Origin of the sequence: Anaeromyxobacter sp. Fw109-5 (assembly GCF_000017505.1) — a bacterium.
In the GTDB taxonomy this organism is placed as follows: Bacteria; Myxococcota; Myxococcia; order Myxococcales; family Anaeromyxobacteraceae; genus Anaeromyxobacter.
The window spans coordinates 677657-691913 of record NC_009675.1; the positions used below are offsets into that span (position 1 = coordinate 677657).

At 72.8% G+C, this 14257-nt stretch carries 13 protein-coding genes and 2 tRNA genes; 10 read left to right on the plus strand and 5 right to left on the minus strand.

Annotation, left to right across the window (positions count from 1 at the left end; translation table 11 throughout):
- Window position 1 precedes the first annotated feature (1 nt).
- From ANAE109_RS03060 to ANAE109_RS03090, 7 genes are all read left to right on the plus strand, one after another.
- Complete coding sequence (locus tag ANAE109_RS03060; protein ID WP_011984918.1) at window positions 2-586, plus strand: histidine phosphatase family protein; 585 nt, start codon at window positions 2-4, stop codon at window positions 584-586.
- Window positions 583-1272 (plus strand): 6-phosphogluconolactonase, encoded by a 690-nt coding sequence (pgl, locus tag ANAE109_RS03065; protein WP_011984919.1) that lies wholly within the window; start codon window positions 583-585, stop codon window positions 1270-1272. Before ANAE109_RS03060 ends, pgl begins: the two co-directional genes overlap by 4 nt.
- Window positions 1273-1352: 80 nt before the next feature.
- Window positions 1353-2939: an alpha/beta fold hydrolase gene (locus tag ANAE109_RS03070; protein ID WP_049768509.1), complete on the plus strand. Its 1587-nt coding sequence runs from the start codon at window positions 1353-1355 to the stop codon at window positions 2937-2939.
- A 158-nt stretch (window positions 2940-3097) separates the two neighbouring features.
- Entirely contained in the window at window positions 3098-4207 is a 1110-nt protein-coding gene (locus tag ANAE109_RS03075) for a sigma-54-dependent Fis family transcriptional regulator (RefSeq protein WP_011984921.1), read from the plus strand.
- A 107-nt stretch (window positions 4208-4314) separates the two neighbouring features.
- Window positions 4315-4641 (plus strand): helix-turn-helix transcriptional regulator, encoded by a 327-nt coding sequence (locus ANAE109_RS03080; RefSeq protein WP_041448089.1) that lies wholly within the window; start codon window positions 4315-4317, stop codon window positions 4639-4641.
- Window positions 4638-5063, plus strand: a complete 426-nt coding sequence (locus ANAE109_RS03085) for an SRPBCC domain-containing protein (protein WP_011984923.1) — start codon at window positions 4638-4640, stop codon at window positions 5061-5063. The genes ANAE109_RS03080 and ANAE109_RS03085 overlap by 4 nt, the downstream gene beginning before the upstream one ends.
- A 35-nt stretch (window positions 5064-5098) precedes the next feature.
- Window positions 5099-5566, plus strand: coding sequence for an SRPBCC family protein (locus tag ANAE109_RS03090; RefSeq protein ID WP_011984924.1), 468 nt, complete (start codon window positions 5099-5101; stop codon window positions 5564-5566).
- A gap of 424 nt (window positions 5567-5990) precedes the next feature.
- Here ANAE109_RS03090 and ANAE109_RS25965 read toward each other — a convergent pair whose 3' ends face one another.
- From ANAE109_RS25965 to ANAE109_RS03105, 3 genes are all read right to left on the minus strand, one after another.
- Window positions 5991-6350: an antibiotic biosynthesis monooxygenase gene (locus ANAE109_RS25965; protein WP_369730629.1), complete on the minus strand. Its 360-nt coding sequence runs from the start codon at window positions 6348-6350 to the stop codon at window positions 5991-5993.
- 71 nt (window positions 6351-6421) lie between these two features.
- Window positions 6422-7750, minus strand: coding sequence for an ISAs1-like element ISAnsp13 family transposase (locus tag ANAE109_RS03100; protein WP_011984925.1), 1329 nt, complete (start codon window positions 7748-7750; stop codon window positions 6422-6424).
- Window positions 7751-7984: 234 nt separating this feature from the next.
- Window positions 7985-9223: a Fic family protein gene (locus ANAE109_RS03105; protein WP_011984926.1), complete on the minus strand. Its 1239-nt coding sequence runs from the start codon at window positions 9221-9223 to the stop codon at window positions 7985-7987.
- Between the two features lie 161 nt (window positions 9224-9384).
- On the opposite strand from ANAE109_RS03105, the gene ANAE109_RS03110 reads away from it, so the two are divergent.
- Together ANAE109_RS03110 and ANAE109_RS25465 are read left to right on the plus strand one after the other, a co-directional pair.
- Entirely contained in the window at window positions 9385-9738 is a 354-nt protein-coding gene (locus ANAE109_RS03110; protein ID WP_041448091.1) for a hypothetical protein, read from the plus strand.
- Window positions 9739-9747: 9 nt separating this feature from the next.
- Window positions 9748-10698 (plus strand): AlpA family transcriptional regulator, encoded by a 951-nt coding sequence (locus tag ANAE109_RS25465; protein ID WP_011984928.1) that lies wholly within the window; start codon window positions 9748-9750, stop codon window positions 10696-10698.
- 355 nt (window positions 10699-11053) lie between these two features.
- On the opposite strand, the gene ANAE109_RS03120 is transcribed toward ANAE109_RS25465, so the two are convergent.
- Together ANAE109_RS03120 and ANAE109_RS03125 are read right to left on the minus strand one after the other, a co-directional pair.
- Window positions 11054-11130: transfer RNA gene (locus ANAE109_RS03120), tRNA-Asp, on the minus strand.
- A gap of 16 nt (window positions 11131-11146) precedes the next feature.
- A tRNA-Val gene (locus ANAE109_RS03125) sits at window positions 11147-11218 on the minus strand.
- Between the two features lie 144 nt (window positions 11219-11362).
- Between ANAE109_RS03125 and ANAE109_RS03130 the strand changes: the two genes are divergently transcribed.
- The gene (locus tag ANAE109_RS03130; RefSeq protein WP_041448092.1) at window positions 11363-14062 is read left to right on the plus strand and encodes an SNF2-related protein; all 2700 of its coding nucleotides are present in this window, start codon (window positions 11363-11365) and stop codon (window positions 14060-14062) included.
- Window positions 14063-14257 lie beyond the last annotated feature (195 nt).

Sequence of the window (14257 nt, forward strand, 5' to 3'; positions counted from 1 at the left end):
CATGGGAGAGCTCTGGCTCATCCGGCACGGCGAGACCGAGTGGAGCCGCTCCGGCCGCCACACCGGTCGCACCGACGTCCCGCTCACCGAGCGCGGCGAGCGGCAGGCCGCGCGCCTGGGCCGGCGCCTCGCCGGGCGCGAGTTCGCGCGGGTGCTCACGAGCCCGCTGGTGCGCGCCCGCGAGACCGCCCGCCTGGCCGGGTACGGCGGCGCTGCCACGCCCGAGCCGGAGCTGCTGGAGTGGGACTACGGCACGTACGAGGGCCGCACCACCGCGCAGCTCCGGGAGGAGGTGCCGGGCTGGACCATCTGGACCGGCGGCGTGCGCGCCGGCGAGTCCGCCCACGAGGTGGGGGCGCGCGCCGATCGCGTCATCGCCCGCTGCGCGGACGCCGGCGGCGACGTCGCGCTCTTCGCGCACGGCCACGTGCTGCGCATCCTCGCCGCGCGCTTCCTGGGGTTCCCAGCGGTCGTGGGGCGGCTCCTCGCGCTCGACACGGCCTCCCTGAGCGTGCTCGGACAAGAGCACGAGGAGCGCGTCATCCGCCTCTGGAACGAGCGCTGCGGGGCCGGGGAGGAGCCATGAAGGTCGAGGTCCTGCCCGACGCCGCCGCCGTCGCGACCCGCGCCGCGGCGCTCATCGTCGCCGAGGCTCGCGCGGCGGTGGCCGCGCGCGGACGCTTCGCGTTCGCGGTCAGCCGCGGGCGCAGCCCATGGCTGATGTTGCGGGCGCTCGCCGCCGCGCAGCTCCCATGGGAGTCCGTGCACCTGTTCCAGGTGGACGAGCGGATCGCGCCGCCCGGGCACGAGGACCGGAACCTCACGCTCGTCCGCGAGAGCCTCATCGGCCCGGCGCAGCTCGCCCGCGTCCACGCGATGCCGGTGGAGGCCGCCGACCTCGCCTCCGCGGCGGCGCGCTACGCGGAGGAGCTGCGGAGCGTGGCCGGCTCTCCGCCCCAGCTCGACCTCGTCCACCTCGGCCTCGGCCCGGACGGTCACACCGCCTCCCTCGTGCCGGGCGATCCCGTGCTGGAGGTCGCGGCTGCGGACGTCGCGGTCACCGGCGTGTACCAGGGCTGGAGGCGCATGACGCTCACGTACCCCGCGCTGGACCGGGCGCGGCGGGTGCTGTGGGTGGTCACCGGCGGCGAGAAGGCGGCGATGGTGGCGCGGCTCCGGGCGGGAGACCGGGCGGTCCCGGCGGGGCGGGTCCACGCCGAACGCGCGGTGCTGCTGGTGGATGCGACGGCGGCGGTCGGGTTCACGCAATGAGCCGCGGACCGAGGGCTCCGAGTGATGGGGAGGAGCCTGAGTCGATGGAACCGCCACCGAGCCTGCGGTTTCTCGGCCCGATGAGGGCCACTCGCGCCGGCCGACCGGTTCCGCTGCCGCATTCTCGGAAGACCCGGGCGCTGCTCGCGTACCTGGCGGTCACCGGCCGGCCGCACCAGCGCGACCGGCTGTGCCGGATGTTCTGGGACGTCGCGGACGATCCGCGCGGCGCGCTGCGGTGGAGCCTCAGCAGGCTGCGCGCCCTCGATGACGAGGGTGCGCGGCGCATCCAGGCGGATCGTCACGAGGTCGCGTTCCAGGCCGCTGGCGCCAGGGTCGACGCGCTCGAGGTGCGCGCGGCCACCGCCGGAGGCCTGGGGGGACTGTCCGTCGAGGCGCTGCGCGAGCTCGTCGCCATGTTCCGCGGGGGCTTCCTCGACGACGTCGAGCTGCCGGAGTTCGGCGAGTTCCAGGCCTGGCGCGTCGCGGAGCGCGAGCAGTTCCGGAAGCTCCACCTGCAGCTCCTCCGCGAGCTCGTGGGCCGCCACGCGGCGGACCCCGAGGAGGCGCTCGGCCCGGCCCGCGAGCTGGTCCGGCTCGCGCCGGAGGACGAGTCGCTCCGCGCCGCCCTCGTCCGGCTCCTCGTCGCCGCCGGGCGCCGGGAGGAGGCCGAGGAGCACTACACCCTGGGGAGCCGGCAGCTCGAGCAGGCCGGCGTCGACCGCGGCGAGCTGCGCGAGGCCTGGCGTCACGCAGGCGCGCAGCCGCCACCGGCGGTCTCTGCCGCCGAGCTCGACGCCGTCCGCCAGCAGGTCCGGTTCTGCACCGCCCCGGACGGCGTGCGGATCGCGTTCGCGACCACCGGTCACGGGCCGCCGCTGGTGAAGACCGCCAACTGGATGAGTCACCTCGAGTACGACTGGAAGAGCCCGCTGTGGCGTCACCTCGCCCGCGACCTGGCTCGCGACTTCCTGCTCGTGCGCTACGATCAGCGCGGCAACGGGCTGTCCGACTGGGAGGTCGAGGATTTCTCTCTCGACGCCTTCGTGGGCGATCTCGAGGCGGTGGTCGGCGCCACGGGCCTGCAGCGCTTCGCGCTCCTCGGGGTGTCGCAGGGCGCTCGCGTCGCCGTCGCGTTCGCGGCCCGGCATCCGGAGCAGGTCAGCCACCTCGTCGTCTACGGCGGCAGCGCGCGCGGATGGAAGCACCGCAACCCGGCGGCGCGCGAGGCCAGGGCGAGCCTGCAGGCGCTCATCCGGCAGGGGTGGGGGCGTGACAATCCCGCGTTCCGCCAGGTGTTCACCACCCTCTTCATGCCGAACGCCTCCCTCGCGCAGACCGCCTGGTTCAACGAGCTGCAGCGCGTGTCGACCTCGCCCGAGAACGCGGTCCGGCTCACCGAGGCGGCCGGTGAGGTCGACGTCACCGCGCTGCTCGGCGAGGTGCGGGCGCCGACGCTGATCCTGCACGCCGCCGAGGACGCGATGGTGCCGTTCGAGGAGGCGCGGATCCTGGCCGCCGGGATCCCGGGCGCCCGCTTCGTGGCGCTCGCCAGCCCGAACCACCTGCTCCTCGACGACGAGCCGGCGTTCGCCCGGTTCCTCTCCGAGATCCGCGCGTTCCTGTCGACCGAGCCCGCGGCGCTCGGCCCGGCAGCTCGTCGCTGATCGGGGAGCCTCGCGCGCTCGCGCGAACCGGGCCGCGCCGCCTCGAAGCGGCTCGCCCCCGCAGGGCCGCGTCGATTCCACGGCCTCTCACACGTTCCTTCCCTCGGTCCGCGGACACCATCTCCTCGCGGCGCCGCTCGGCGCCGGAGGAGAGCGCGATGGAGACGACGTCAGGCCTGTCCGTGCTCGACGGCGTGCCGGCCGATCGCATGGAGGCGGAGCGGACGCCCCGGGCGCTCACCGCGGAGGCGGAGCACCTGGGCGAGGAGCTCGCGGCAGAGCACGGGTTCGAGGGGATCGTGGGGCGGAGCGTCGCGCTGCTGAACGCGCTCCGCGGCGTCATGCAGGTGGCGGCCACCGACGCGACGGTGCTCCTGCTCGGCGAGACCGGCACCGGGAAGGAGCTCTTCGCGCGGGCGATCCACGATCGCAGCGGGCGGCGCGGACGGCCGCTCGTGAAGGTGAACTGCGCCGCGATCCCGGCCACGCTCATGGAGAGCGAGTTCTTCGGGCACGAGCGGGGCGCCTTCACCGGCGCCACGCAGCGGCGCGAGGGCCGCTTCACGCTCGCCGACGGGGGGACCATCTTCCTCGACGAGATCGGCGATCTGCCGCTCGAGCTGCAGGGGAAGCTCCTGCGTGTCCTGCAGGAGGGCGAGTTCGAGCCGGTGGGCGGGACGCGAACGCGCAAGGTGGACGTGCGCGTCATCGCCGCGACGAACCACGACCTGCAGGAGTCCTCCCGGCGAGGGCAGTTCCGGGAGGATCTCTACTACCGGCTGAGCGTCTTCCCGCTCCGGTTGCCGCCGCTGCGCGAGCGCGGCGACGACGTGGTGCTGCTCGCGGCGGCCCTGGCGGAGCGGCTCGCGCACGCCCTCGGGAAGAGGGTCGCGGCGCCCGGCCCGGCGGACGTCGCGGCGCTCCGGGCCTATCCGTGGCCGGGCAACGTGCGCGAGCTCCGGAACGTGGTCGAACGCGCGATCATCACCTCGACCGACGGACGGCTGCACCTCGATCGGACCCTGCCGGCCCCCCACCCGTCGCGTCCGGCGGCAGCACGGCTCGACGCGGCGGCGCTCCTCCAGGGTCTGATCCTCACCGAGCGTGACCTGCGGGAGCTCGAGCGGAACAATCTCCTCGCCGCGCTCGAGCGGGCCGGGTGGCGGGTGGCGGGCACGGGCGGCGCCGCCGAGCTCCTCCAGGTGAACCCCTCCACCCTCAAGTCGCGCATGAAGGCGCTCGAGATCCGGCGTCCGGCGGCGGCGTGACGGGGCGGGCCGGGGTCTGGTGCTGCGGCGCGTGAGCGAGCAGGCCGCGGCCGCTCCCGCATGTGCCCTTGACGCCGGAGCCGCCCGTCCATAATTCAACCCGCAGGTTGAACGAACGGGCCGACATCGTCTTCGCCGCGGTCGCCGATCCGACCCGGCGGGCCATCCTCGACCAGCTGGCGCGCGGGCCGGCGCGGGTGACGGACGTGGCGGCTCCGTTCGCGATGTCGCTCAACGCGGTCTCGAAGCACATCAAGGTGCTCGAGCGCGCCGGGCTGGTCCGCCGCACCCGGCGCGGGCGCGAGCACACGCTCGAGCTCGAGCCGGCGCCGCTCCGCGAGGTCGTGCGGTGGGCCTCGCACTTCGAGCGGTTCTGGACCGAGCGCCTCGATCGCATGGAGGCGTTCTTCGCGGAGAAGAGGAGGCGATCGTGAACGAGACGAAGACCACCGAGCTGACCGTGAAGCGCACCATCCCGGCGACCCCGGCGCAGGTCTACGACGCCTGGCTCGACCACAAGAGCCCGGGGAGCCCGTGGCACGGGACCGCCCGCGCGATCGTGAACCCGGTCGTGGACGGCCTCTTCTACCACTCGGTCGATCACGCCGGCCGCTCCTGGGCGCACTACGGCCGGTTCGTCGCGCTCGAGCCCGCGAAGCGCATCCAGCACACCTTGATGTCGGAGGCGACCCGCGGCCTCGAGTCGGTGGTGACCGTCACGCTCGAGGCGCGGGGCAGCGACACCGAGGTGACGCTGCGCCACACGAACGTCCCGGACGACGAGCTGGGCCGCATGCACGCGGAGGGGTGGGGTTACGTGCTGGGCGCGATCGCCGAGCGGTTCGCGAAGCGATAGGTGGCGAGCACGCCGTGGCGGAGCCGGAGGAGACCATGTCCGCTGAACGAGAAGGCCGGGGCGGCGATGCGTCGGAGCGCGAGATCGTGAGCGCGCGCACGTTCGCGGCTCCGCGCGAGCGCGTGTTCGAGGCGTTCCGCGATCCGGCGCGCCTGGCGCGCTGGTGGGGACCGCAGGGCTTCCGCAGCACCTTCGAGGTGTTCGACTTTCGCCCGGGCGGCGCGTGGCGGTTCGTCATGCACGGGCCGGACGGCGTCGACCATCCGAACGAGAGCGTCTTCCTCGCGGTGGAGCCGCCTGAGCGCATCGTCTTCCGACACCTGTCGGGAGGCCACCCGTTCGAGCTGACGATCACGCTGGACGAGAAGGGCGGCACGACCCGCGTCACCTGGCGCATGCGGCACGACACCGCCGAGGACTGCGCCAAGGTGAAGCCGTTCGTCGTCCCGGCCAACGAGCAGAACTTCGACCGGCTGGCGGCGGAGCTCGAGCGGGCGGGGTGAGGGGTCGAGCCGTGAAAGCGCGGTTCCGGGATCGGAATCGCCGTGCGTGGCCGGCGCGCGACCGCGAGGGGCGGCGACGTGGCTAGGGCACAAGACCGAACACGGCGACCGGCACAGTGCTGTCCGTACCCATGACGTTCCCGAGCCGATCCCCGGCGCCCCAGCACTCCGCGCCACCCTTCACGAGCGCGCACGTGTGCCACTGACCCGCCGTGATCGCCTTGGCGCCGCTCGCGAGGCCAAGAACACTTTCCTGCGCATCGCCGTCTCATATCACGAAGCGTAAAGAAGCGTGTCGCCTGCGCGGCGACGGTATGGATTGGCAGAAGAGACGATGCGTGTCAGGTCCTGGAGGCCGTCTTCAGGCGAGGTGACGGTCGAGACGGCTGTCGTCGTCGATCGGCGCGGCGAGCTCGCGTTAGACTCAGGTCCCGCGCAGGATCTCGTAGCCGCCGAGCTCGGACCGGACCTGCCACCGCTCCAGCGAGGCGGCACGGTCGAACCCGATCCGCTCGTAGTGGGCGCGCACCGCGGTAGCCGCCTGGTCGATCGCCTCCTGGCTCTCCCAGACCGCGAGCGTCACCACGTCGAAGGCGGTCGGCCCGCCCGTCTTCCGGAAGACGAGGTGACCGCGGAAGCCGGGGAGGGTCGAGATGAAGTCCAGGTTGCGGCGGGTGGCCTCGTCGAACTCGGCCCGGGAGCAGACCCGATCCGCGCTGGCGTGAGTTGAGCTTCGCCGGCGTCGTGGCGCCGCTCTCGAGGCGGCGGGACGCAGGGCGTCCAGCGGCGTCGGCCGCGGGACGGTTCATGCTTTCTGCGCGCAATGAAGAAGGGGGCGGCCTGCGGGCCGGTGGTTCAGGTGACAGCTGAGGCGAGCTCGCGGTGATCGGTGACCTCGGCGGCAAGGAGCGCGTCGCGGAGCGTCTCCATGGCGCGGGCCCAGGCGACGGGCCTGCCGTCCTTGCGAGGCGCCAGGGTCCGCCAGGCGCTGACCGCGTTGTAGCCGATGAGCCTGAGCCAGCTGACGGTCTCGATGGAGGCCCGGCTCGCCTGGCAAGGGTGGCCCTCGTCCTCACCGAGCATGACGTCCATCGTCCAGTGGCAGCCGTTCTCGATGGCCCAGTGCATCCGGACGAGCGCCAGCTCCTGGTCGCGGGTCAGCGTGCCGGTGGGTATCGATGTGACGAAGTAGCGCTGCTCGACGGCCACGATCTCGCCGCGCCGGTCGGTCGTCGTCTGGCAGACGTACCAGAGCTGCTGGGCGGCCTCGATGGCGGCGGCGGGATTGCCGGCGACGTCGCGAGCGTACAGTTCGCGCACGATGGTGTGGCCTCTGTACCGCTCCGCGGTCCGGGCGAGCGGGGTGCCGAGGTCGTACTGCCCGTAGTCGCGGGCGATGTCGTGCAGGTAGGGCTGGTTGTCCTTCAAGCCGAAAACGTACCAGCGGCCGAGCGAGGTCACGAGCTCCGCGTTCTCGCGGGCGCAGAGGCCGGCGTCGCCGGTGACGATGCGGAACTGCCCGCCCAGCTGCTCGCTGATGGCCGGGAGCAACCGCCGGAACGCGGTGGACTCGCCCTCCTTGGAGCCGATGAGCCTCTGCCCGACGCAGGGACAGACCGAGGAGGAGGTGAGGGCGGCGCGGAGCGCTCCGAAGGTCTGCAGCGACGAGCCCTCGGCGTCGTACGCCGACTGCTGGGCGCCCTTCACCTTCTCCCCATCGGTGCGCGACCAGGTCCCCTTGCCGTCGAAGCTCACGACGCCGAGCGCGAGGAGGTCGTTGCGCACCACCTTGCGGGCGATGAGGTCCTTCACCTGGGCAAAGACCGTCTCCTCGAGGCCGGCCGGGGACTGCTCGGCGAGGAGGCGGTACAGCGTGGTGTCGCACGGCTTCCCGCGGCCGAGCCCGAGCGCGCAGGCCGAGGTCCGCGAAGAAGTCCTCCGCGCGGCGCAGGCTCCGGCACCCGATGGAGAACGCGGCGGCCAGGCCGCCCAAGAGACCGAGGTGGTCGTGAACGACCCACGCGTCCTCTCGGGGGTCGTCGACCTCCCGGTCCCAGGGGATGTCGGCGTGCCGCATGGCACGCCGGGCTTGTGCTTCGGTGATCGGCATGATCTCCTGCCTCCTGGCCTCTTCTCGTTTGCGCGGGTTCGGCCGTCTTGGGGGTGGGGCCCGCAAGCCCGCAAGCTCCACCCCTTCTCATTTGCGCGGAGGCGATGATCGCCGGGGTCGATCCCCGCGTCGATCTTGCCGATCAGGAAACGGAGGCCGCCGCGGTCGCCGAGTCGCTCGCGACACGAAACTCGCCCCCGTCTCGGCGCCAGCTGGATCCTCAAGCGCCGCAGGCGCGAGAGCGGCGGCCTCCGGTCAGCGGGAATCAGGTCTGGGGACTGACGGACGGCGGGAGAAAACAAGGCGGGTCAGGTCCTCGAAGTCGTCTTCCTGGGGGGAGCGGGACGAGAAGGCCCGTCGTCGTCGGTCGGTGTGGCGAGCTCGCGTTCGAAGTCGTTGATGAGGTCGAAGAGGTCGCGGGCCTCCCAGGCGCGGTTTCGTTTCGCGAGGGTGATGGCGTGGAGGACACCCTTCTCGGCCAGCACCGCGATGGCCTCGTTCACGGCCTGCTTCGAGCGGCCGAGGAACTTCTGCGCTGTCGCGACCGTGACGATCGGGTGCGCCGGCAGTTCGACGATGAGGGCCTCGGCGCTGGAGTGGCGGCGCGGGCGACCTGCGCGTTCTCGCCACTTCTCTTGAAGCGCGGCAAGGCGTAGCGCGAGCTCGCTCGCCTTCGCCGCGGCTCGTTCGATCGCCTCCGCGAACAAGCGAACCCAGTCGGCAGCGCGATCGTCGCGGAACGCGGTCAGCCCGCCGACATACGCCTTCGCGTCGGCAGCGAGGACGAGGCTGACGGGAGGGACATACCGGGGCGCGAGCCCTCGCCGGCGCAGGACGACGTGGATGAGGGCGCGGCCGACACGACCGTTGCCGTCGGCGAAAGGGTGGATGGTCTCGAACTGCGCGTGGGCGATGGCGGCCTGGACCACGGGCGGAAGGTCCATCCGGTTGATGAACGCGACCAGGTCGTCCATGAGGTCCTTCACCCGCTCGGGCGCGGGCGGGACGAAGTCGGCGCGGCCGGGGTTGAAGGCATTCCCGCCGATCCAGTTCTGGCGGTCTCGGAGCTTGCCAGCGATCTCGGGCGTGGTCGTCGCCAGCATCAGGTGGCGGTGGATGTCGAGGACGTCCCTGAGCCGGAGCGGCTTCGCGTTCGTGCCGAGGGTGACCGCGTGCTCCATGGCGACGACGTTGCCGAGCACGGACCGGGCGGTCTCGTCGCGCGCATCGGGCTCCTCGGCCTCGGCGCGGGCGAGGCGGCGCTGGGAGAGGACCAGGCCCTCGATCCGGGACGAAGCGACCGACTCGGCGCGGAGGAGGCGCCGGGCGAGGACCTCGAGGCTGGCCAGCCGGGGCGGGTCGCGGTTCAGGGCGTCGACGGCGCGTTCGGCGGTGGAGACCGCGGCGGCGACGCTCGACGGAAGCGCGAGTTGGAGCTTGGCGACCGGGTCCGGAACGAAAGCCTGGTACCGGAACGCGCGGCGCTCGGCGCGGCCGCCGGGGGCGGACGGGTCGGCGGGCCAGGAGCGAGTCTCGTACCGAGCCATCGTAGAGGAAGCTTTACTAACGGAAGCTACTAGTCAAGGTTTCCAGAGAAAGCTGGACGAGCGGCGAGCGCTGGTCAGGGTTCCGCTGCGGCCGCCCCCGGCGCCGCAGGACCGGATGGGGGGTCCGCTTGCAGACCTCCGCAGCTGCCTACGTCGAGGCCATGAGCCCAGGGAAGGAGCCGCTCGAGCTGCCCGCTCGCGCCGGCACTAACACCAGCGAGAAGGTCGTCGTCACGTTCCGGTTACCTCGCGACCTCGCGGGCTGGCTCGGGCGCGAGGCCGAGAAGCGGGGCTGGTCGATGAACGAGTTCATGGTGACGGTCGCTCACGACCTGTTCGCCTGGTACTCGCTCCCGGACATCGTCGTCGAGCAGCTCGAGGCGGACGCGGAGGCGATGGGGCTCGACCGGCGCAAGTACATCACCCGCGTGCTCATGCGCCGGTACCACGAGGTGCTGGAGAAGGGACCCGGGCTCGAGAAGGCGGCTCATGCCGGGGGGAAGCGGGCGAAGTAGGAGCGGAACATGGCCGAGACGCGCGTGGAGCAGGTGGCGTTCGGGTGGGCGGGGGAGGGGACGACCGACACCGCGGAGCTGCCGCCCGAGGCTAGCCCCTCGACTTCGCCGCCGCTGCGCGGCGGCTACGCTCGGGGCGAACGGGTGGAAGGTCGCGCCTCGAACCGGAAGGTGCCCGCTCGCAGTTCGGCAGAGTCACCGCGGGCGGAGGCGCCGCGGGTCGACGCGCTGCCGCCCGACAACGAGCTCTGGGACGTCCACGCGGGCGTGCGATTCCTGAAGCGCAGCGTGAGCTGGGTCTACCACCGCGCCGAGGACGGCACGCTGCCGGTGAAGCGCATCGGCGGTTGGCGGCTGCGATTCATCCCGGCGGAGCTGCGCGCCTGGGTCGAGGCGAGCGGCGAGCCGCGGCGAAAGGTGGCGAGGGGCAGCAAGGAGTATCCGATGGGCAGCGTCTACAAGCGTGGCCGGACTGGGTGGCTGAAGTACAAGGACGCGACCGGCACGTTGAAGCCGGAGGCGACGAAGGCGGCGACCAAGACGGAAGCGAAGGCGCTCCTCCACGAGATAGAGCGGCGCGTCGAGCGCCAGCGGCTCGGGCCCGAGCCGATCTCGCTCAACCCGGAGGGATGGACGGTCGGCGACCTCCTGCAGTGGTGGCTCGACACGTACAGCCACCACTCGCCGTCGCACGAGAAGAACCTCGGGACCGTTCGCCGCCTGATCCTCGGGGCGCCGCTCGCGGAGAAGCCGCTCCAGCACGTCCAGCCGGGCGACGTCGAGCAGCTCCTCCAGGCAATGGAGGGCGAGGTTTCGGCGAGACCATCAACCACGTCCGCCAGTTCCTGGTCGGCGCGTTCAACCACGCGCGCGAGGCGGCGCTGCGACAGGACGACGGCCTCGATCGTGAGGATGCGACGGTGTTGGCGCGCGGTGCAGGCGCGGCGCCTGTCGCGCTAGTCAAGGTTCCACCGGAAACCTTGACCACCGCTCGTCATGGTCAAGGTTTCGCCGGTTGCGTCCCTGCGGCGGCCGAGAGCGCCTGGCCACGTCCGCCGAATCAAGATCGCCGCCGTCCCTCGACTCCGACGCCGCTTCGCGGCGTCTACGCTCGGGACGAACGTTAGCGGGAGGACGGAGAGGAGGGAGCCGTCAGCGGCTCGCCCTTCGACAGGCTCAGGGCGAGCGGGGCTGGCGGTGTTTCGCGTCGGTCGCTCGAGCGCGCGGCCCAGCTCGGTCACGCCCTGGTGAACCACCGCAGACCCCAGAAACACCGAGGCCGGGACCCCTGTGTCAGGGATCCCGGCCTCATGACTGGCGGGGTGTAGGGGACTCGAACCCCTGGCCTCCGGCGTGACAGGCCGGCGTTATAACCGACTTAACTAACACCCCAAGTCGCAAACTTGGATGGGCGGAACAGGCTTCGAACCTGTGACCCTCGCCTTGTAAGGGCGACGCTCTACCCCTGAGCTATCCGCCCAAGGCGCGAAAGCGGTCGGGTTTCTAGCTTGAGCGGTCCCCCGTGTCAACGGTGTGGCACAGCCCCCGGCCGGCCCGGCGCGGGGCTCCGTCGTGCGGTAGTGAGGCTGGACCAGCCTGGGTACCGATGGTAAGGGGCGGCTCGATGGCTTGGAAAACGGGCACCAAGGTGATCCACCGCGCCCAGCGCGGCTGGGGCGTGGGCGTGATCGTGCAGGTCGCCGAGGAGGGCCGGCGGCTGGCGGTCCGGTTCGCCGGTCGCGAAGGGATCACGGTCGTGTCTGGCCGCGACTCCGCCCTGGTCGAGGTCCCGGCCGACACCCCGATCGAGAAGGCGGCGGCCGGAGGGCCGCTCGACGCCCTCGCCTCGGGCGAGCAGGGGGCCGCCACCGCCTTCGCGCTGCGCACGCGCGTCTCCCGGCTGGAGGCGCTGCGGCGCGCGGACTCGCTCGGTGCGCTCCTCTCCTCGCGCGTCCACGTCCTCCCGCACCAGGTGGGCGCCGCGGGCCGCATCCTCTCCGATCGGCTGCCGCGCTTCGTCCTCGCCGACGAGGTCGGCCTCGGCAAGACGGTGGAGGCGGGCCTCGTCTTCGCCGGCATGCGCCAGCTCGGCATCGCCGAGCGCGTGCTCGTCGTCGTCCCCGAGCACCTCGCCTTCCAGTGGCTCGCGGAGCTCTTCCACAAGTTCAACGCGCTCTTCTCGCTCCTCACCCCCGAGCGCATCGCCGCGCTCGGAGGCGCCGAGGCCGCGCTCGCGCGGTCGCCGCACGCCATCGTCTCCTTCGAGGCGCTCCGCGACGACCCCGACCTCGCGGACGTCGCCGCCGACATCCCCTTCGACCTGCTCGTGGTGGACGAGGCGCATCACCTCGCCGAGGACGCGCTCCACGCCGCCGTCGCCCCGCTCTGCCGCGCCGCCTACGGCGTGCTGCTCCTCACCGCGACGCCGGTGCGCCTCGACCCGCGCGAGTACTTCCGCCTGCTCTCGCTCGTGGAGCCGGTGCCCTCCACCACGCTCGACGAGTTCCTCGCCCGGCTCGAGCAGCACGAGGCCTACGCCGAGGTGGCGCGCACGCTCCTCGCCGGCGGCTCCGAGGCGGAGGCGCTCGGGGCGCTGCGCGCGCTCGCGCCCGGCGACGAGCTCTTCACGCGAGAGGACCCGGTCCCCGACCGGCTCACGCTCCTCGCCCACCTCGCCGACCGCTACAGCCTCTCCGCCCGGCTCATCCGCAACCGCCGCGTGAAGGTCGGCGCGTTCACCTCGCGCGTGCTGCGCCGCAAGGACGTGGGGGAGGGGGAGAAGCGCGCCGCGCTCGTCGAGCTGTGCGCCCGGCTCGCGAAGGGCGGCGAGAAGGTGCTCGTGTTCGGCCACGACCTCGAGCTGCTCAGGGAGCTGCAGGCGGGCATCGGCGGCGAGGGGCTCGAGGCGCTGCTCTACGACGACGCGCCCTCGCTCGAGGGGCGCGACCGCCTCGTCGCGCGCTTCCGCGATCCGGAGGGGCCGATGGTCCTCCTCTCCGGCGAGTCCGGCGGCGAGGGCCGGAACTTCCAGTTCGCCTGCCAGCTCGTCTGCGCCGACCTGCCCGAGTCGCCGCTCGTGCTGGAGCAGCGCATCGGCCGGCTCGACCGGCTCGGGCAGCACCGGCCCGTCGAGATCCACCTCGTGGTCGAGCCGGGGGAGGAGGCGTTCCTCGCCGACCTCTACGAGAAGGAGATCGGCATCTTCGAGGAGCCGGTGGGCGGCCTCGACGCAGTGCTCGCCTCGCTCCCGGAGGAGCTGGAGGCGCTGCGCCGCAAGCGGACCGACCGCACGCGCGAGGCCTTCCGCAAGGACCTCGCCGAGCGCGTCGCCACCGCCCGCCGGGCGCAGCACGAGGGCGACCCGCTCCTCGACATCCGCTCCGCCGCGCTCCCCGACCTCGCGCGCCTCGTCAAGGGCGCCTTCGGGCGCATGGGCGAGGAGGTCCCGGAGGGCATCGAGGGACCGCGCGTCTCGGGGGAGGCGGTGGAGCAGTCGCTGGTCACGCTCTCGCGCTGGCTCGAGGAGGAGCTCGAGGAGGTCACCACCGACGTCGGCCAGCGGATCGGCATGGAGGTGGACACCGACCAGAACGTCCACCCGTTCGAGGTCGCCTTCACGCTCGGCTCGGGCATGCGCATCGAGGCGCTCCCCGGGATGGAGATGCCGGAGGAGCCCGTCACGTACCTCGGCTCGTACTGGCGAGAGACGGCGGTGGCGCGCGACGAGCTGCAGTGGTTCGCGACCGGGCACAAGCTGGTGGAGGCGCTCGTCGGCCTGGTGCGCGACGGCGACGCCGGCCGCTCCGCCGCGCTGAAGCGGGAGTGGGCGCCGCGCCGCGGCGGCCTGTACGTGCGCTTCGAGCCGCGGCTCGCCTCGAGCGCCGACCTCGCGCCCGGCGCGCGCGTGGCCTCCCGCCAGGCCTCGCGGTACCTGGATCTCTCTCCGGTCTCGGTGCTGGTGGAGCTCGAGCCGGGCCACCGCCACGTCGCGGGCGGCGCGCAGCGCGTCGAGGACGAGATCGAGGGGGTGCAGGACGCGAAGGTCGGTCCCGCCCCCGCCGCGCTCCTGCAGGCCGCCCGTGAGGCCGCCGAGAAGGAGGCCCTCGAGATCCTCGCGCGCCGCCGCGAGGAGGCCCACGAGCTGCTCGCGTTCCACGCCGACTACGAGGAGGAGCGGCTCATCGAGTCCGCCTTCCAGGGCGGCGCGCCGCGCGCCCGCATCGAGGCCGCGCTCCTCGTCCTCCGGCAGCACCGGGAGGTGGTCGGGCGGGCCATCGACAAGGCGAAGCTGGAGCTGGACGCGGCGGCGGTCGTGGTCCCGTAGCTCGGCGCACGATCCCTGCCTGCGACGGGCGGACTCCTCGCTGCGCGCCTGCGGCGTACAGAAGAGTACGCCTCGGCGCTTCGCTCGTCTTGCGCCCGTCTCGGCGACGGGCTCGTGCGCCTTGCGCCTGCGACGGGCGGACTCCTCGCTGCGCGCCTGCGGCGTACAGAAGAGTACGCCTCGGCGCTTCGCTCG